We start from the raw sequence: 18,806 nt of genomic DNA on the forward strand, positions 1-18,806 counted from the left end.
GGCGCATTCGAGTGTGCTCCGCGTAAGGTGGTTTGAGCTTCGCAACCCAAACCTACGCCTTCCGCGCGAGATCCAACACACCCGGGTGCGCCGTCATCTCTTTGCCCCCGCCTCGCTTCCGAGTTTCCGGATGGACACTAAATAGAAGTGCGTGAGTGCGTTGGTAAAGAAGTCCTGAGTCCTAAGTGCTAAGTCCTGGGTGAACTTCTGCTCAGCACTTAGCACTTAGCACTTAGCACTTAGCACTTAGCACTTAGCACTTAGCACTTAGCACTTCCCCTTTGAACTTTCCTCCACACCGAAATGCGCGGCTTCCGCAACTTCGTTTTCTGGTGCCACCTCGTCGCGGGCGTCTTCGCGGGGGTAGTGGTGCTGATCATGTCCGTGACGGGCGTGCTGCTCACCTACCAGCGGCAGATCATCGTCTGGGCGGACATGCGGACGCTGGAGGCGGCGGCGCCGTCGGCGGGGGCGCAGCGGCTTGCGCCGGCGGCGCTGGTGGAGCGGGTGCTGCGAACGGAGAAGGGGAAGCCGACCGCGCTCACCTGGCGCGCAGGCAGGGACGCGCCGGTGCAGGTGGCGTTTGGACGGGAGCGCACCGTGTTCGCCAGCGCGTACACGGGCGAGGTGCTGGGAGAAGGGGGCAAGGGGGTGCGCGCCTTCTTCCGCAAGGTCACGGACATCCATCGCTGGCTCGGCGCGGGCGAGGAGAACCGCGCGCTCGGCAAGATGGTGACGGGCGCCTGCAACCTCGCGTTCCTCTTCCTGGTGGTGAGCGGCTTCTACCTCTGGTGGCCGAGCGAGTGGAGCCGCCGCGCGCTGCGCGGCATCACCTGGTTCCGCCGCGGGCTGCGCCCCAAGGCGCGCGACTTCAACTGGCACAACACCATCGGCTTCTGGTGCGCGGTGCCGCTCTTCGTGGTGGTGCTCTCCGGCGTTGTGATCTCCTACCGGTGGGCGGGCAACCTCGTGTACCGCGCCGCCGGCGAGGCCCCTCCCCCGCCCGCGGAGGGTGGCGGCCGTCCCGGTGCCGAGGCCGTGCCCCCGGCTGTCGCGCTCGCGGGCGTGGATGCGCTCTGGCCGCGCGTGACGCAGCGTGTGCCGGGGTGGCGCATCATCACCCTGAACCTCCCGCGGAAACCGGACGCGCCGTTCGTCTTCAGCATCGACCGCGGCAACGGCGGCGAGCCCCACAAGCGCGCGCAGCTCACCCTGGACCGCGCCACCGGCCGCGAGACGAAGTGGGAGCCCTTCGCCGCCACCTCCACCGGCCGCCGGATGCGCTCCATCCTCCGCTTCGCCCACACCGGCGAGGTCCTCGGCATCCCGGGCCAGACCCTCGCCGGCCTCGTCTCGCTCGGCGCCGCCTTCCTGGTGTGGACCGGCCTTTCGCTCAGCCTGCGCCGCTTCAGCGCCTGGCGCGGCCGGCGGCGTGCGCGCCCCCTCCCGGCGCGCGAGCGGGTGAAGGCGGAGGCGGCCTGAGGTGCCGCGGGGCCGAGCAGCCGATAGCCGTTCTGCGACGCTGTTGAAGCGTATCTTCAGTTTCCTTGAGGATACGCTTCAACCGAACGACGGAACGCCGCGCGAACACGGATCTGGCATGCATCTGGCCCAACGTGAGCCGCTTTCCTGAAAAGGCTTACAACAAGGGTCGCGATGCTCGATATGCGAAGGTGGATGGCGGCGGGGATGATGGCGGTGCTCGCGGCGTGCTCGGGCGGAGACCACGAGTACGATCCGGACAACGATGCGGAGGCGGCGCGGACCACGAGCGCGGCGACGGCGCAGCCGCGGCAGCCCTCCTCGGCAGAGGTGCCTGCGCAGCCGGTGGCCGCGGAGAACCCGGCGGCTGCGGTGCGCCCCGACTCGGTGCGGGCGGCGTTCGCACGGGGGCGGGCGCTGGGGGCGAGCGAGATCGGCTGGCTCCGGCGCGACGTCAACCGCACGCAGGTCGCCACCGCGCAGTCGCTTGGGGTGCGCGCCTATGCCGACGCGCAGATCCAGCAGCTCGTGCGGCAGGGGCGGCTGGTGGCGCTGGGGGACAGCACGCCGCACTGGGTGCTGCGCAAGATGGACCACTCGGTGCCGTACGTGACGCCGGATGCGCGCGCCCTCCTGGTGCAGGTGGGGCGCCGCTTCCACGCGCGCCTCGACAGCCTGGGAATCCCGCGCTACCGGATGAAGGTGACCTCCGCGCTGCGCACCGGCTCCACCCAGGCGGAGCTGCGGAAGATCAACTCCTACGCGTCGCAGACGGCGAGCGCGCACGAGTTCGGCACTACGATGGACGTATCGCACGAGCGCTTCGCGGTGCCGGCCGGCGCGGGGGCGCAGACCGACACGCTCGAAGAGATGGGGAAGGAGCACGCCAAGATCCTCCAGGGCGAGCTGGGGCGCACCCTGATCGAGCTGCGCACCCGCGAGCTGCTGCACGTGATGATCGAGGACCGGCAGCCCGTCTACCACTTCACCGTTCGGCAGCGGCTGGCGGGGCGCTGAACGGCCATCGCGCGACCGGTGCCGCCCTGGACACGGGCGCGATGAACCGCGCCCCTACCACCACCGCTTCCGGTTCGTTGATGTCTTTCGAGCAGCTCCTGGTCGGCCGGGTAGTGGCCGAGCGCTACCGCGTGGACGAGTTCCTGGCGAGCGGCGGGATGGGCGCGGTGTTCCGCTGCCACGACCTGCGCCTGGAGCGCGAGGTGGCGTTCAAGGTGGTCACGGCGCCTCCCGGCATCTCGCGGGAGGCGCGCGGCGTGCTGCGCGCCCGCTTCCTGCGCGAGGCCAAGACCGCCGCATCCATCGCCCACCCCAACGTCGTTACCGTCCACGACTTCGGCGTGGATGCGGAGCTGGACCTGGACTTCCTCGTGATGGAGCTGCTCGCGGGGGACGACCTGGGCGCGCGCGTTGCCGGTGGGTGGCGCCCGGCCCCGGAGGAGCTCGCCGGAATCCTGGCGCAGGCCGCGGACGGGCTGGCGGCGGGGCACGCCCGCGGCGTCGTGCATCGCGACGTGAAGCCGGGGAACCTGTTCGTGACGGGCTCGGGGGGATCGGCTCGGGTGAAGGTGCTGGACTTCGGGATCGCGCAGCCGGGCCCGGGCGGCGTATCGACCGTGACCCACCTGACCGGCGGCGGCGGGAACCCGCGCACCCCCGGCTTCGCGGCGCCCGAGCAGGAGGCCGGCGACCCCACCACCCCCGCGACCGACGTCTACGCGCTCGGGCTCACCGCCGTCGCGGCACTCGCCGGCGGGTCGGCCGAAGACCCTCCCGCCATGCTCGACACGCTGGAACTCGAGCACTCCGCCCTCGCCGCCGTCCTTCGCCGCGCGCTGGACCCTGACCCCGCTCGCCGCTTCCCTGACTGCGCCGCGATGGGTGACGCTCTCCGTCCCCTCGCCGCGCCGCTCGCGAAGCCAGCACCCGTGCGCCGTCCGACCACGCGCGCCACTCTCCTCGGGATGCTGGCCGTCATCGCGCTCGGGGTCGCGCTCTGGGCGTGGAATCGTCCGCGCGCCGCCCCCGCGCCCGTGGAGACGGAGGCCGAAGCCGTCGCCGCCGCGGGGGCCGTCTTCCGCGAAGTCAACGCGAGCGCGGGCCGAATGACGCGCCGCTACGACCCGGACGGTCAGGTGATGGCGTACCTGGACCGCTCCGGTGTCCGCAAGCTCGTCACGCGCCTTCCATCTGGCACAAGCGAGATGTACTTCGACCGCCACGGGCTCCGCTTCGCCTCCGCGCCCATCGCTGACGCGGACGGAACCATCCAACGCTACTACTTCACCGCGCGGGGCGAGCTCGCGCGCCACGATCCCTCCATGAACGATTCGCGTGTCAATCAGCGTGCGCGCGCATTGAAGTCGCAGGTGGAAAAGTGGGCGGCGGAGGCGCCCGGCTGGCCCCCGTTTCCCCCAAAATGACGACGATGTCGAGGAAACCGTCTTTCCCCTCTTCTTGTTGTTCCCTCTGTGCCTCTGTGTGAGGCCGCAGTTGCAGTTCCTTCCTCTGCGTCTCCGCGCCTCCGCGTGAGACCCGCTGTTCGTGACGGAGCAGAGTACGGAAGTTGCTACCATCCCTGCGCTTCCCCGATCGCGCACTGATGCGGTCGACCCCACGATCTACCGGGCAATGAACGGCCCGGCCGCCCCGCGGAACACGCGATTGCAGATCCAGACCGATCGCCGCCAGCCCGGAGGTGCGGCGGAGAACGCGGCACCGGCGCTCTTCATCCTGAACGAGCGCCAGCACTGCACGTTCATGAACCCCGCGGCGGAGCGCCTCACCGGCTGCACGCTCGCCGACGTGCAGGGCCGCCCGCTTCACGACGTCATCCACCACACGCGGCCGGACGGGCGCCCGTACCCCATCGGCGAGTGCCCCATCGAGCGCGCCTTCGCCGAGGACGCGCGCGCCGAAGGGGAAGAGGTTTTCGTGCACCCAGACGGGCGCTTCTACCCCGTCGCGTTCAGCGCGTCGCCCATCCGCGAGGGGGGGCGGCGGGTGGGGACGATCGTGGAGGTGCGCGATTCGGTGGCGGAGAGGCGGGTGCAGGCGGAGCGGCGCGGGCTGGTGGAGGCGCTGGAGCTGGAGCGCGCGCGGCTCACCAGCGTCTTCCAGCACGCCGCGTCGTACATCGCCGTCCTGCGCGGTCCGGACCACGTCTTCGAGCTCGCCAACCCGCTGTACCGCCGGCTCGCGGGGGACCGGCCCCTGCTGGGAAGGACCGCGCGCGAAGCCCTCCCCGAGCTGGTGGAGCAGGGCTACATCGACCTGCTGGACGACGTGTACCGCAGCGGAAAGCCGTACACCGCCACCGAAGCGCCCGTCGTCTACCAGCGCACGCCGGACGAGCCGCCCTCGAAGCACTTCATCAACTTCGTCTACCAGCCGCTCGACGGACCCGAGGGGACCGTCGCCGGGATCATGGCGCACGGGGTGGACGTCACGGAGCAGGTGCTCGCGCGGCAGGAGGTGGAGCAGGCGCGCGACCTCACCAGCCGCCTGCAGGAGCTGACGGTGGCGCTGGCCGCGAGCGCCACGCCAGAGGAGGTGGCGGAGGTGGTGGTTGCGCAGGGGGTGGTGGCGACCGGCGCGGCCACCGGGCTGCTCGCCCTGCGCAGCGGCGGCGAGGTGGTGCTGCTGCGCCAGAAGGGGCTGGCGGAGGACATCTTTCGCGAGTACGCGCGCTTTCCGCTGGATACGCCCGGCCCCGCGGCGGCGTCCGTGCGCACGGGGGAGGCATTCTTCGTGGAGACCGAGGAGGAGGTGCGCGGCCTCTTCCCCGAGAACGCGCGGCTGTGGACGACGCTCGGCACCCGCGCCGTGGCGGCCGTGCCGCTAACGGTGGCCGGCGAGACGATCGGGGCGATTTCGTTCACCTTCACCACGGAGCGCGCCTTCCCGCGCGAGAGCCGCGACTTCTTTCTGGCGCTGGGCCGTCAGAGCGGGCAGGCGCTGGAGCGGGCCTGGCTGGTGGAGGCGGAGCGCGAGTCCCGCGCCCTCGCCGAGCGCGCCGCGGACCGCGCGCGCCGGGTGCAGCGCCTCACCGCGCAGCTAAACGAGGCAGTGGGTCGCGCGCAGATCGCCGACGTGATCCTGGAGGGCGGGCTCGCCGCCGTGGGGGCGGACGCCGGGTCGCTGGCGCTGGTGCACTCGGATGCCGAGGGGCGGCCGGAGCAATTCGAGATCATCCGCACGCGCGGGTATGGCACCGAGGTGGCGGAGCGGTACCGCACCTTCCCGGTCGAGCCCGGCAAGCCGCTCTCCGAGGCGGCGCTGCGGCGCGAGACGGTCGCCATCGGCACGCCCGCGGAATGGTCGCGCGTCTTTCCCAGGGCCACGGAAGACCTGGAGAAGCTCGGCTTCCAGGCGTTCGTGGCGGTGCCGGCAAGCGTGGGAGAGCGCACGCTGGCGGCGCTCTCCTTCAGCTTCCGCGAGCCGCAGGAGTTCGACGACGCCACGCGCACCTTTCTGTCCACCCTGAGCGAGCAGTGCGCGCTGGCGCTGGAGCGGGCGCGGCTGCACGAGGTGGAGCTCCACCAGGCGGAGTGGCACGCCGCGCTGCTGGAGACGATCCAGGACGCATTCGTGGCGCTGGACTCGGAGCTCCGCTACACCTACGTGAACCCGCGCGCCGAGGCCCTGCTGGGGCGCCGCGCGGCGGAGCTCCTGGGGCGGCGCATGGAGGAGGCGTTCCCCCGTGCCACCGAATCGCCCGTGTACGAGGCCGTCGTCCGCACGCTGTCGACCGGCGTGGGCTCGCAGGTGGAGGGGCTCAGCCCGGTGATCGGCCGCTGGGTGGAGGCGCGCATCTACCCCGCGCCGGGCGGCGTTTCGCTCGTCTTCCAGGACATCACCGAGCGCCGTCGCGCGCAGGATGCCTCCGACCTGCTGGCCGAGGCGAGCCAGCTCCTCTCCGCCTCGCTGAACTACGAGGAGACGCTGCGGACCGTGGCCGACGCCGCGGTGCCCCGGCTGGGCGACTGGTGCGCGGTGGACGTGGTGGAGGACCCGGCCGCGCAGGCGTGGCCGCCGCGCATCCAGCGCCTCGCGGTCGTCCACCGCGATCCCGCGAAGCTGGCGCTGGCCGCGGAGCTCACCGAGCGCTATCCCACCGACTGGGCGGCGGAGACCGGCTTCGCGAACGTGCTGCGCACCGGCACCCCGTTGTTCGTACCGGAGGTGACGGACGAGATGCTCCTGGCCGGCGCCCGCGACGAGGAGCACCTCACGCTCCTGCGCGCCCTGCATTTCTCCTCCTTCCTGGTGGTCGCGCTGAACGCGCGCGGCCTCGTCGTGGGCGCGCTCACCCTGTGCATGACCGAGTCGGGGCGCCACTACGATGCGCGCGACCTGGAGCTGGTGCAGGACCTGGCGAGCCGCGCGGCGGTGGCCATCGACAACGCGCGCCTCTTTCGCGACGCCGAGCGCGCGCGGGCGGAGGCGGAGAGCGCAAACCGCAGCAAGAGCGAGTTCCTGGCGACGATGAGCCACGAGCTGCGCACGCCGCTCAACGCCATCGACGGCTACGCCGAGCTGATCGAGCTGGGGGTGCACGGCCCCGTGACCCCCGCCCAGGCCGAGGCGCTGCTCCGCATCCGCCGCAGCCAGAAGCACCTGCTGGGTCTCATCAACGAGGTGCTCAACTACGCCCGGCTGGAGACGGGCGCCGTGCACTACGACCTGGCCGTGGTGGACGTGGCCGCCGCCATCGGCGAGGTGGAGTCGCTGGTCCTTCCGCAGGTGCACGCCCGCTCGCTCGTGCTGGAGACGGATGTGGGCCCGCTGACGGCGTTCGCGGATGGCGAGAAGCTGCGGCAGATCCTTGTGAACCTCCTCTCCAACGCCATCAAGTTCACCGATCCGGGCGGGCGAATCGGCGTCCGCTCGCGAACTCTGGGCGCGCGGGTGGAGATCGAGGTGCGGGATTCGGGGATCGGAATCGCGCCGGACAAGCTGGACGCCATCTTCGAGCCGTTCGTACAGGTGGGCCGCGCCCTCAACAACCCCAGCGAGGGCACGGGCCTCGGCCTGGCCATCTCCCGCGACCTGGCCCGCGCCATGAACGGCGACCTCACCGTGCGCAGCGCTCCCGGCGAGGGGAGCACGTTCACGCTGGTGCTGCCGGGTGGTGGTGGCGAGTAAACTCGCGGCTACACATCGTAGGGGCGCGATTTATCGCGCCCACCCTCCACCTTCCTCGATCTCTGCGGCACAAACCGATCCCGTAGGGGCAGCCCCCACGTGGCTGCCCGTGCCCGATGCGGCTCCGCCGCCGCCCTCCCAGGGGCGAATGAATTCGCCGCTGAAAAACACAAAGTCCGCCTTTGCGGACTCCCGGTCACGTCCCGCGTTTCTCGAGCCGGCTTCAGCCGCCTTCCCGTGGTTCCAGCCGGGGGCTTCAGCCCCCGGTGTTCGGGCGCCGACATTCGGCACCGGCGTTTACCCCGCCTCCATCTCGAACACGCCGATCGGCCGCGGCGAGGTATCTTCGCCCAGGTTCCACTTGGCGAGGGAGATGCGCCAGCCGGCGGCCTCCAGCGACTCCAGCAGGCGCAGGCCGGGCGCGCGAAAGGGGTCGGAGAGGAGGATGCGGCCGCCGGGGGCCAGGTTGGTCTCGAAGATGTGGCGGAGGTGCGGGTGCATCGACTCGCCGTACAGGACGTCCGAGCCGATGATCCACTCGTAGCGCTCCGCGTCGTCCCAGGCGGTCCAGTCGGCGAGGCGGTGCTCGATGGCGGAGATGCCGTTCAGCTCCGCGTTGTGCCGGCAGACGGACATGGCCATCTCGTGCCGGTCCGTCTGCACCACGCGCGCGCCGAGCGAGGCGGCGACGATCCCCGGCAGGCCGGTGCCCGCGCCCAGCTCCAGGACGCGGGCACCGCGCAGGGCATCCGCGCGCCCGGCGACGTCGTGGGCCAGCGCGATGGCGGCGGGCCAGAGCGCGACGCCGTACGGCAGCCGGTCGCGGAACTCGCGCAGGAAGTGCTGCTCGTCGTCGTGGGTCAGCACCACACCCGTGTGCAGGATCGTCCACTCGTGCCCCGCCAGACCGAGGCGGGACTCGTGCAGCGGGAACTCCCCGGACTCGGTCTGCAGCACCTGTGGCCGCGTGGCGGATGCGCTCATGCCGCGCGCCGGGCGCAAGCGCCGTTCCGGGCGAGGGGCAGGGGCACGGCGCACGGGCGATGCGGACGGTGCGCGGATGCTGGGTCAGGCGCTTCGGTGCGCGGATATCCGAACGGCGAGGCACGGAGAAAAGGCTCTTCTCCGTGCCTCGGTTTTACAGACGGTCCGGGGAGCTGGCGTCAGCGGACGACGGTGAAGTACGTCGGGCTGCCGCGGGACTGGAGCTGCGAGGCAACCACGTAGTCGGACTTCCCCAGGTTGTCCGTCAGCGTCACCTTTACGATGTCATAACGCCCCGGGGCCGAGCCCTTCGGCATCCGCATGGTACCGCTGGAGCCGTTCCAGCTCTGCTCGCGGGTGGTGCCGTCCGGGGCGCGGAGCTGAACCGTGAAGCGTGACAGCCGCGCGGGACCGTCGGTGATGTAGTACACGGAGAAGGTCACCCACCCCACCGAAGCACCCGCGCGCACCGTTGCCGACGAGATCGTCACCCCGGTCAGGATGAGCCCCGGGTACCACCCCTGCGGCCGGGTCACGCCCACGTCGGAGCGACCCACCCGGTCGGAGCGCCGGGCGTAGATGGCCGCCCCGCCCCAATCCCGCACGGCCGTCACCTTCCCGCCGGGGAGCACGGTGGCCGTGCTGGGGCTGAGCGACGACCATGCGGCGTCGCGCGCGTTGCTCACCGCTCCGTTCCCATCCACCCACAGCGCATGGAGGCGGGTCGTGTCGCCGGGGAGGATGTTGATGGCCTCTGGCACCACGTAAAGCCAGTTGCGCGGCGATCCGTAGCGCTCGTGGGCGCGCGACCACGGGTTGACGGACGCGAACCGGCGGAAGGGCGGCGCCAGGATCTCGATTCCGCCGTTGGCCGCCTGGGTCGCGCGAACCACTCCGTTCTGGTCCACGGTCGCGTAATGGGAGAACGACTTGAAGGTGGGGCGCGGGCCCGGCACCACGTTCCCCTCCGCGTCCAGGAACACCACCCGCAGGCGCGCCGTGTCGCCCACGGTGAGCCACACGGACCCGGGGATGACGTGCATCGCCACCGGCACGCCGTGCGCGCGGTTGGCGGAGAAGAGGAACGTACCCCCCTTCCCCGAGGCGCGCACCGTCTGCTCGCCCTCCGCGGCTCCGAGCGTCCACCGCGTGGAAGCGTAGCCGCTCGCGTCCGTATTGCTCCGGCGGATGCTCACCGATCCGCCGCCGCTGACCGCGACCCAGTTCACGACCGCGCCGGCAATGGGACGCTTTGCCTGGTCCAGCACGCGCACCACCAGCAGCGTGGGGAGGGGCGTTCCGGGGAGTCCGGTCTGCCCGTCGCCCTGCGCCATCGACAGCGTGACACCGTTCGCCCGGTCCAGCACGGGGCCGGCCGGCGGCGCCATGGGCGCATCGTTCGAACACCCGGCGGCCCCCGCAAGGAGGGCGGCAAGGAGCAAAGTTTTACGGTGCAAGGTGTGGTCCGGGGACGGAGGGAAGCTGCTGCGGGCGCGCGTGGCAGGTGCGCAAGGGGCGGGCCAGTTCCGGAGTGCGCCGGAGTGGAACGAAAGGTTGCGAACCGGCAACAAACTTGGCAGCTGCCGAAGCCGTGCGCCTATAATGCCCCTACGGGATTCCGTGCGAACGCCAGCACCGGCGTAACGCACGGAGGGACGCAAGCGCCCCCTCCCCCAGGTGGTTATTGGGGGAGGGGGCAGCGAGGTGACGAGCGGGGGAGGGGGCCTGCGCCCCTTACGGGATCTCCTCCTCGTCGCCCCCGCGCTCCGGCTGCTCGCGCGGACGGACGCGCGGCTGCTGGCCGAAGTTGTAGCTGAAGCTCAGGAAGACGCCGCGCGCACCCATCCGGCGCTCCGTCTCCTGGTAGAAGCGCTCGTCGTCCGTCATCGAGCGGAAGCGCATCGTGTTGAACGGGTCCACCACGCGCAGGCTCACGCTGGCCCTGTCGCCCATCAGCTTCTGGCGAAGGGCCAGGTTGAACATCTGCCGCCCCGAGACGCGCCCCTGCTCGGTGGCCATCGGCGCGCGGTACATCAGGAAGCCCTGCGCGTCCAGCCGCGGCGTGATCTTGAGCGTGGCGTTCATCCGCGCGGACCAACCGAAGGCATCGCTCCCCACGCCGGCGCCCACGTTGCTCGCGTCGGTCACCTGGCGGAAGGCGCTGAAGCCGCCGAAGCCCGTGACGCGCCCGCGGCGGATCGACGTGTTGAAGTCGGCGCCGTACGAATCCGTCGTGGCGACGTTCTGAAAGGTGGTCGTGGCCACGCCCGTGGCATCGTCCACCGTGGTGAAGCGCCGCACCGCGTCCGTCGTGTGGCGGTAGAACGGGGTGAGCTGGATGGTGCCCAGGTCGCCCGACTGCTGGAAGCCGACCTCGAAGGAGTGCGTGTACTCCGGCTTGAGGTACGGGTTGCCGCGGAAGACGTTGAGCGGGTCTTCCACGCGGCCGAACGGGTTGAGCTGCTGCGTGCGCGGACGCTCCACGCGCTTGGAGTAGCTCGCCTTGAGCTGCCGCGAGTCGTCCAGGTTGTAGGCGACGAGCGCGCTCGGGAAGAAGGACCCGTAGCTGTTTTCGAAGGATTCGCCGGTGGTCGCCAGGTCGAACTCGCTGGAGGCACGCTCCAGGCGCAGCCCTCCCTGCACGTCGAAGCTCCCCAGCGTGGAGGCGAGCACACCGTAGCCGGCGTGCACCGTCTCGTCGTACGCGAAGGCGTTGGTGCGCGACGCGTCCACCTCGTACGCATTCGACCCGTAGGAGAAGAGCGACGCGGTGAAGTCGCTGTTCAGCCGGCGCATCGTGCCGCGGTAGCCGGTCTCCAGCCGCACGCGCTCGCCCAGCGGCCGCGTGTAGTCGGCCGTGAGCGTCCAGTTGCGGGTGCGCTCGTCGTTCCCCTGCGTCTCCAGGAAGGGGAGCTCGTCGGCCGCGGTGCCGTCCGGCAGCAGCGCCTGCTCGGTGTAGCGGGTGAGCTCGTCCTCGTTGTCGCGGTTGAAGCGAAGCTCGGTGGCGAACTCGTTCTGGCGCGGGCGGATCGTGTGGCGGTAGCCGAGCACGTAGTCCAGCCCCAGCTCGCTCCCCTCCTCGTTCGCCCGCCGGTCGCGAAGGCCCAGCAGCTCGCGCGATGCGCCGAGCTCCCGGTACTCGTTGACGTCGTTGCGGTCCGCGCTGCGCGTGCTCAGCAGCAGGCTGGTGTGGATCTGGTCGCGCGCGCTCAGCTTCAGCTCGGCGCTCGTGTTGAGCGTGTGCGAGATCGGCGCGAAAGCCCCAGCCGCGTCCTGCTCCAGGTACGTCAGCGGCGTGAGGTAGCGGTTCTCGCGGAAGGTGAAGCCCGTCGTCTCCCGGTCGTCTCGCATGAAGCCGTAGTTGCCGAACAGCGTCAGCGGCCCCTTCTGGTAGCCCAGGTTGCCGGAGAGGTTCACCTGACCCGTGGTGCCGCCGCCGGCCGTGATCCCGCCGCTCGTACCCAGGTCCGTGTTCTGGCGCAGGACGACGTTCACGATCCCCGCCATCCCCTCCGGATCGAACTTGGCGGACGGGTTGGGGATCACCTCCACGCGGTCCACCATGTTGGCCGGGAGCTGCGCGAGGAAGGCCCCCAGCTGCTCGCCGCGCATCGGCGACGGGCGGCCGTTGATCTGCACGACCACGTTCTCGTTGCCGCGCAGGCTCACGCGGCCGTCGATGTCCACCTCCACGGAGGGGACGTTGCGCAGCGCGTCGACGGCATTGCCGCCGGCCGCCGCGGGCATGTCGCGCAGCGTGTAGGTGTTGCGGTCCGGGGCCAGCGCCGCCTCGCGCCGCGCGGCGGTGACGGTCACGCCTTCGAGCTGCACGGCGCTGGTGCCCAGCCGGATCGTCCCCAGCGAGGCGACCGGCGCCTCCGCGCTGACGGCGATGCCGGGGCGCGTGGACGCCTGGTGGCCGAGGGCGGTCACCCGCAGGTAGTATCGGCCGGGGCGCACCCCTTCTATGCGAAACGTCCCATCCGCCCCGGTAAGTGCCCCGTTGACGAGCGAGGAGTCGGCGGCGCTGCGCACTTCGGCGGAAGCGGAGCGGATCGGCTGGCCGGTGGCGGCATCCACCACGATCCCGCGGATCTGCCCGGCGGCCTGCGCTGCCTGTGCGCCCGGCCGTCCGCCCTGCGCGGCCAGCTCGCCGCCCGCGCCCAGCGCCACTATGAGTGCAATCGTTCCCGTATATCTCAACTCAGACATCCCGCATGAGGGTCCGGGGCGTCGCGGGTCCCGAACGGATCCGCGCCGCCCATCGTGCTTGCCCACTTCCTTACAACCGGCCAGCTCCAAACGTTTGGCGAACCTGAGAACCAACCCTCCCGCCGTTCTCGCTGTACCCTCTGTGGCTCTGCGAGAGGCCCGTAGTTTTTGCCTGATCGGTCCGTGAGGGATATTCTCCGGCGGATCGCGATGCCGAACCGTTCCCGGATGGCCGAATGTACGAGTCCCACATTCCCGCTGGATCTCCGCCGCCGCACGAGCCTGACGCGCTGCCGGTCCTGCGCCGCATTCTGCTCGCGGTGGTGCTGGTGGGGATCGTGGGGCTCGCGGCCGAGCTGCTCCTGCTGGAGCACTACGAGGACGTGTGGCAGTGGACGCCGCTGGCCCTGCTCGCCGCCGGACTCGTCGCCGGGACCGCGGTGGCGCTGCGGCCGGGGCGCGGGGTGCTCCTCGCGTTCCGCGCCGTGATGGCCGTGTACATCGTGGCCGGGGGCGTCGGCGCGTATCTTCACCTGCAGGGCAACGCCGAATTCGAGCGCGAGTCCGATCCCGCGCTCACGGGAACGGCGCTGTTCTGGGAATCGCTCAGCGGCGCCACCCCCGCGCTCGCGCCCGGCTCGCTGGCGCAGCTGGGGCTCGTGGGCCTGGCGCTGGCGTACCGGCACCCCGCGCTGCGCCGCACGAAGAACTGAACTTCATCCAACAGGGAGAACCGATGCACAGAACCGCCGCCCTCGTACTCGCCGCGCTCCTCGCCGCGTGCGGCAACGACGCGCCGGACCAGGACGCCGCCACCGCCACCCCGGAGGCCACGCCCCCCGCCGCCGCCGCGCCTGCCGCTCCCCTCGCTGACACCACCGCCGCTCCGGCGGCCGCGGAGGGCGCGATGATCGATCCCAACACGGCCACGCGCGAGCAGCTCACCGCCGCCGGCCTGGACGCCGCCGCCGCCGATGCGCTGATCCAGGGCCGCCCCTACGCCGACATGCTGGCCGTGGACCGCGCGCTCGCCCCGCGCCTGGGCGAGCCGCAGCGCAAGGCCGTGTACGCCAGGGTATGGAAGCCGATCGCCCTCAACAGCGCCTCCAAGGAGGAGATCCTCCTGATCCCCGGCGTCGGCCCCCGCATGCAGCACGAGTTCGAAGAGTACCGCCCGTACAGGAACATCGAGCAGTTCCGCCGCGAGATCGGCAAGTACGTGGACAAGGAAGAGGTCGCGCGGCTCGAGAAGTACGTCGAGGTGCGCTGACGGAGGGAACAGCGCGTCACACAGAGGGCACAGAGAGAACTACAAGGCGCGGAGGGAATCCCCTCCGCGCCTCTGTCTTATTCGCCCGGCGGTTTCGCGAGCAGATCCTGCAATCGTTTCAGGAACTCGCCCACGTCGATGCCGTCCACCAGCGCGTGGTGCACCTCGACCGCCACCGGCATGCGCCACGCGTCCCCCACCGCGAACCGCTGTCCGAAGACGAGCTTGGGAACGGAATCCTCCCGGCGCAGCGCGTTGGTGAACGAGGTGAAGCGGATCCACGGCAGCACCGTGCTGTGGAGGTAGGCGTCGTCCTCCTCGCGCGCGTCCTCCAGCAGCGACGTACCCGCACGCGCCCTCTCCAGCTCCGCGCGTCCGTCGGCGGCGAAGCGCGAGAAGGACGGGTCATACGGAAAGTACCCAAACCCAAACGTGCGGTCCGGCCGGAGCACCGTGCACCCGATCGACACCGTGTCGTGGCACCAGACGCGCTCCCCGCGAATGCGCAGCCGGAACGCCTCGGTCGCGCTCGCCGCGTGCATCCCCGCGAAGAGCGTCGCCAGGATGAACGACGGGCCCTCGGGGCGGCGCGACGCCTCGTATAGCGCCGTCACGTCCACGTCGGTGGAGACGCTGAAGTGTGGGCGGTCGTAGCCGCGGAAGAGGTGGAAGTGCTCCCGCCGGGCCCAGCGGTCCAGGTCGATGTAGTGCCCCACGGATGGCTCCCGGGTGAGTTGGCTGCTCCAGTGCGTGTGTCTTCGCGAGCCCCGCAGTTGCAGTTCTCGCCTGCGTACCCGGCCGTTGGACCGCAAGCACCGAACCCCGAGCCGCATGCAGAGCTCCCGCCTCGCGCCGATCCGCTCGACGTTCGACCAGCCCCTTTTCGTCGTGGGAGGCAGCACCGTCACGATCGCCTCCGTCGTCAGCTTCCTGGTGCTGGTGGCGATGGCGTTCCTGGCTTCCGCGGTGCTGCGGCGCGCGATGCAGCGGGTGTACCGCCAGCGCGGGCTGGACGAGGGGGTGCAGTACGCGCTGAACCGCCTCCTGCACTACGCCGTGATCGGGCTGGGCATCTTCTTCGCCCTGGAGAACCTCGGGATCTCGGTGACGGCGCTGGCCGGGCTCGGGGCGATCCTCGCCGTCGGAATCGGCTTCGGGCTCCAGAACATCGCGCAGAACTTCGTCAGCGGGCTCATCCTGCTGCTGGAGCGGCCGGTGAAGAAGGGCGACTTCGTGCAGGTGGGCGAGGTGCGCGGCACCGTGCGCCAGATCCACGCGCGCGCCACCATCGTCACCACGCTGGACAACGTGGACATCGTGGTGCCGAACGGCCAGTTCATCACCGAATCGGTCACCAACCAGACGCTGAGCGACCGGCGGGTGCGGGTGCGCGTGGAGGTGGGCGTGGCGTACGGCAGCGACACGGACCGGGTGCGGCGGGTGCTGGCGCGCGTGGCGGCGGAGGACGCGCGGGTGCTGGCCCTGCCGCCCCCCTCCGTCCTCTTCCTCGACTTCGGTGAGTCGTCGCTCGACTTCGTCCTCCTCGTCTGGATCCCGGACCCGCTGCTGGAGCCCGTCGTCACCAGCGACCTCCGCTTCGCCATCGACGCGGCGTTCCGGCAGGAGGAGATCGAGATCCCCTTTCCCCAGCGCGACCTGCGCATCCGCGGCGGGTGGCCCGGGGCATCGGAGTGATTCGGCCTCTATGCGCGCTCACGCGGGGATAACGGAAACTCCGGGATTGCCAGAGGGGCGAGCCTGTCCGCGTAAGACCCGGATTGGCCGCGCAGCCAGGCGTCCGCGCCCTGGAGCAGTCGGATGGTTGCGTCCCGGAGCTTCTTGATCTCGCCGGGCCCGGTCGTGCTCTCCCAGTCGTACACCGCCGCGTGCCGGCCCTGCCGGATGATGTTCAGCTCCCGGGCGGCCTCTGACAGGTCCCCGAGGCCGAGTGCCGCGACCGCGGCAAAGGTGAGCCGGTGGTTGTCGTTCCCCCGGATCCGGTATCCGGCCGCTCGGACGACGGCCGTGGAGCCTTGCAGGGCGGACTGGTACATGAGGGTGAACCGGGAGTCGAGATCAAGGTCCAACTCCGGCGCTGCGGCGCTCTGGACCGTCCTGGTTGCTTTGCGCCACATCCCCACGATTTCGTCGTACGGCGCGGCGAACTCCTCGATCTCGCGGCTGTCCAGCATCATCTTGATTCGCGCGTTCACGCCATCACCGCCCGCGTAAAGGCTTCTTCATCACCGCGAAGCCACGCCTTCGGCTCCGCGAGCACACGCTTCAAGAAAGCATTGCCCGAGCGCACGCGCTCTTTCGCCGTCGCCGCGGTGTACTCGACCACATCCAGTTGCCTGCCGATGAGGAACTCCGCGTCGGACAGTTGCCGGCGCACCTCCATGTGGGGATCGTCGCGGTCGAAGAGCAGGAACACGTCCACATCGCTGTCCGCCCGCGCGTCACCCCGTACGGTGGACCCGTAGACGAATGCGGCTTCGACGCCGGGAGCGTCCACCAGCGCCTCCCGGAGCACATCCGCCGGAGCCGCGGCGGAGCGGAGAAGCATCGCCCACGCGCGCCACGCGTCGTGCTCGTCTCTCGCCGAGAAGTAAACGCGCCCCTCCTCCTCTTCCCGGTTCACCGCACCCATCCGTTCGAGGTTCTGGAGTTCCCGCTGCACGGACGCGTTAGCCAGCTGCGTCCGCCGCATGAGATCCCGAAAGTGGAACCGCTCACCCGCGTGTGTGGCAAAGAACACCACCAGGCGCGCCATCGCCGGGGAGTGGAAAAGTGCGGTGAGGCTTGACGGGCGTTCTGAGGGCTGCTTCGGCATCACTCGGCCAGGCTATTGGTGTACTAGAATTTAGTACGCGCGAGGATGATGTGCAACCGCCCGCCTCCGCATGACGCCCGCTGATGTAGGAGCGCGTCTCATCAGGGACCCCGGGCAGCGAACGTTTGGCGACGCTCGCGCGCATCGAGCCGCTCAGAACGACGCTGTCTCGTACTCCGACAGGCGAAAGAACTCCCGCGTGAGCTCCGTCGCCCTCGCCTCGTCGAAGTCGGTGCAGGTGTAGAGCACGACGGAGGTGAAGCGCGGCCCCGACCAGGCCGTCACATAGAGTAGGGGGCCGGCGCCCGGAGCGGCTTCAGTGACTCGCATTTTTCCGGTACCGGATGCGTGGCGTATCGTACACCCATCGACGCGGGGAGCACCAGCGGTGCTCCCCGCGTCCACATTGCCCGGCAGATGGATCAATCCGTCGCGACCGTTTCCGCCGCGTCCGCCTGGGGGCCTCCCGCACCCATATCCGCCGGCAGGTACTCCTCGCCTCCGCGCTCACGGAACTCAGCGGACTTCTGCGCCATTCCCGCCTCCGCCTCCACAAGTCCAGGGTGATCTTTCTGTAGCGGAAGCGGGGCCGCACACGGGGCCAGGGCCGATGCTCAGCCGTCCGTTGCCGACAACGGGGGGCCGACCACCTCCATTCCGCACGCGGCGAACAGCTGGCTGATGGCGCCGAAGTCCTGCAATTGCTCTGGCGAGAGGAGGGCAAACTGATCGAAGAAGTCCTCCATCCCGGCTGACGGCTGGACGAGAATGAGCATGCACCCGTCGCCGTCGGTCGTTTTGCGCCAACGGTGAGGAATCTGCCGCGGCGCGAGCTGGCTCATCCCGGGGCCCAGACGGTTCAACGCCCCTCCGACCTCGAACTCGAACTCCCCCTGGAGAACCCAGAACCACTCTTCCTGCTCGTGATGCAGGTGTAGCGGCACGCCGAACCCAGCGGGGACACGGCTCTCGAAGAGAGACCATGCTCCACGGGTGTCCTTCTGCGACACCTTAGTCCAGACGTGCTCCGCCGACGTGTGCATCGGCTCTCCCCAGCGGCTTTCGTCCGCCGGGACCACGAAGCCCTGCAAGAGAACCGGAGCGGGACCTGCTGGATGGGACATGGGCCGCCTCTATTGGTTGGGGTCCTTCACGAGAGGCGGGAGTGGGAGCCCACCTCGGCACGACAGCGAGAGCCCGCGTCAGGAGCCCGGCTTCCGCGACGGCTTCCGTCGACCGGCACCGGGTCGCATGTACGCCTCGTTCGTCGTCACCACTCGGACGAGCAGGTCGAGCAACATCTCCTGCTCGGCCGGCTCCAGCACGGAGAGGATGCGGGCCTGGCATTCGGCCACACGGGGGCGCACCCGCGCACGCAACGCCTCTCCCTCCGGGGTGAGCCGCAGCAGGCGCGCCCGCCGGTCCGCGGGGTTGGTGCGCCGGTCCACGAAGCCTTTCTCCTCCAGGCTGGAGACGAGCATGCCGGCGGTGGTCCGGTCCACCCCGAGCCGTGTGGCAAGCGCGTTCTGATCGATGTCGGGATCGTCCCTCAACCAAGCCAGGACACCGTATTCCAGTGCCGTAAGCGCTTCGCCATCCAGCGCTTCTGCCGCCGCGGCCATGCCGACCTGGAACAGGCGACGGGAGAGCGGGATGACCTGGCGCCGCAGCGGTACTCCCGGCGCGGTGCCAGGGAACACGATGTCGGAAGCGGGAGAGGTCAGCGTGGAGGACGACACGTGTGCTCACGCGTGAGATTGTAGATGATCAGCCTACTGAACATCAGGATACTTACTATTTCGAAAGAGTCAAGCCTTTTCGATCTCGTGGCGCATCCGGGGGACGAATTGCTGGTCACCA

General features: G+C 70.2%; 16 protein-coding genes. 7 read left to right on the plus strand and 9 right to left on the minus strand.

What is annotated here, in order from left to right:
* Positions 1-303: 303 nt before the first annotated feature.
* The 4 genes from VF584_13400 to VF584_13415 all read left to right on the plus strand — a co-directional run bounded on the left by VF584_13400 (position 304) and on the right by VF584_13415 (position 7,647).
* Positions 304-1,482: a PepSY-associated TM helix domain-containing protein gene (locus tag VF584_13400; GenBank protein HEX8211164.1), complete on the plus strand. Its 1,179-nt coding sequence runs from the start codon at positions 304-306 to the stop codon at positions 1,480-1,482.
* A 183-nt stretch (positions 1,483-1,665) separates the two neighbouring features.
* Positions 1,666-2,499, plus strand: a complete 834-nt coding sequence (locus tag VF584_13405; protein HEX8211165.1) for a DUF5715 family protein — start codon at positions 1,666-1,668, stop codon at positions 2,497-2,499.
* Positions 2,500-2,540: 41 nt separating this feature from the next.
* Positions 2,541-3,923, plus strand: coding sequence for a serine/threonine-protein kinase (locus VF584_13410; protein ID HEX8211166.1), 1,383 nt, complete (start codon positions 2,541-2,543; stop codon positions 3,921-3,923).
* A gap of 241 nt (positions 3,924-4,164) precedes the next feature.
* Positions 4,165-7,647, plus strand: a complete 3,483-nt coding sequence (locus VF584_13415) for a PAS domain-containing protein (GenBank protein HEX8211167.1) — start codon at positions 4,165-4,167, stop codon at positions 7,645-7,647.
* A gap of 297 nt (positions 7,648-7,944) precedes the next feature.
* On the opposite strand, the gene VF584_13420 is transcribed toward VF584_13415, so the two are convergent.
* The 3 genes from VF584_13420 to VF584_13430 form a co-directional block, all read right to left on the minus strand.
* Positions 7,945-8,631, minus strand: coding sequence for a methyltransferase domain-containing protein (locus tag VF584_13420; protein ID HEX8211168.1), 687 nt, complete (start codon positions 8,629-8,631; stop codon positions 7,945-7,947).
* A 179-nt stretch (positions 8,632-8,810) separates the two neighbouring features.
* Positions 8,811-10,019 (minus strand): hypothetical protein, encoded by a 1,209-nt coding sequence (locus VF584_13425; GenBank protein HEX8211169.1) that lies wholly within the window; start codon positions 10,017-10,019, stop codon positions 8,811-8,813.
* A 346-nt stretch (positions 10,020-10,365) separates the two neighbouring features.
* A complete protein-coding gene (locus VF584_13430) occupies positions 10,366-12,834 on the minus strand; it encodes a TonB-dependent receptor (GenBank protein HEX8211170.1) in 2,469 nt (822 codons plus the stop codon).
* A 245-nt stretch (positions 12,835-13,079) separates the two neighbouring features.
* Here VF584_13430 and VF584_13435 point away from each other — a divergent pair, with 245 nt between their 5' ends.
* A complete protein-coding gene (locus VF584_13435) occupies positions 13,080-13,556 on the plus strand; it encodes a hypothetical protein (protein HEX8211171.1) in 477 nt (158 codons plus the stop codon).
* Between the two features lie 23 nt (positions 13,557-13,579).
* Entirely contained in the window at positions 13,580-14,113 is a 534-nt protein-coding gene (locus VF584_13440) for a hypothetical protein (protein HEX8211172.1), read from the plus strand.
* Between the two features lie 77 nt (positions 14,114-14,190).
* On the opposite strand, the gene VF584_13445 is transcribed toward VF584_13440, so the two are convergent.
* The gene (locus VF584_13445) at positions 14,191-14,829 is read right to left on the minus strand and encodes a CatA-like O-acetyltransferase (protein HEX8211173.1); all 639 of its coding nucleotides are present in this window, start codon (positions 14,827-14,829) and stop codon (positions 14,191-14,193) included.
* Positions 14,830-14,944: 115 nt separating this feature from the next.
* Between VF584_13445 and VF584_13450 the strand changes: the two genes are divergently transcribed.
* Positions 14,945-15,808, plus strand: a complete 864-nt coding sequence (locus VF584_13450) for a mechanosensitive ion channel domain-containing protein (GenBank protein HEX8211174.1) — start codon at positions 14,945-14,947, stop codon at positions 15,806-15,808.
* An 8-nt stretch (positions 15,809-15,816) separates the two neighbouring features.
* On the opposite strand, the gene VF584_13455 is transcribed toward VF584_13450, so the two are convergent.
* The 5 genes from VF584_13455 to VF584_13475 all read right to left on the minus strand — a co-directional run bounded on the left by VF584_13455 (position 15,817) and on the right by VF584_13475 (position 18,685).
* The gene (locus VF584_13455) at positions 15,817-16,326 is read right to left on the minus strand and encodes a hypothetical protein (GenBank protein ID HEX8211175.1); all 510 of its coding nucleotides are present in this window, start codon (positions 16,324-16,326) and stop codon (positions 15,817-15,819) included.
* Positions 16,323-16,946 carry a nucleotidyltransferase domain-containing protein gene (locus VF584_13460; protein ID HEX8211176.1) on the minus strand — a complete coding sequence of 208 codons (624 nt, stop codon included), beginning with the start codon at positions 16,944-16,946 and terminating at the stop codon, positions 16,323-16,325. The genes VF584_13455 and VF584_13460 overlap by 4 nt, the downstream gene beginning before the upstream one ends.
* A gap of 153 nt (positions 16,947-17,099) precedes the next feature.
* Entirely contained in the window at positions 17,100-17,276 is a 177-nt protein-coding gene (locus tag VF584_13465) for a hypothetical protein (GenBank protein ID HEX8211177.1), read from the minus strand.
* A gap of 284 nt (positions 17,277-17,560) precedes the next feature.
* On the minus strand, positions 17,561-17,989 hold the full coding sequence (locus tag VF584_13470) for a cupin domain-containing protein (GenBank protein HEX8211178.1): 429 nt from the start codon (positions 17,987-17,989) through the stop codon (positions 17,561-17,563).
* Positions 17,990-18,148: 159 nt separating this feature from the next.
* Positions 18,149-18,685: a MarR family winged helix-turn-helix transcriptional regulator gene (locus VF584_13475; GenBank protein HEX8211179.1), complete on the minus strand. Its 537-nt coding sequence runs from the start codon at positions 18,683-18,685 to the stop codon at positions 18,149-18,151.
* Positions 18,686-18,806: the final 121 nt, after the last annotated feature.

The sequence above is a fragment of the Longimicrobium sp. genome (genome assembly GCA_036389135.1).
GTDB lineage: Bacteria > Gemmatimonadota > Gemmatimonadetes > Longimicrobiales > Longimicrobiaceae > Longimicrobium.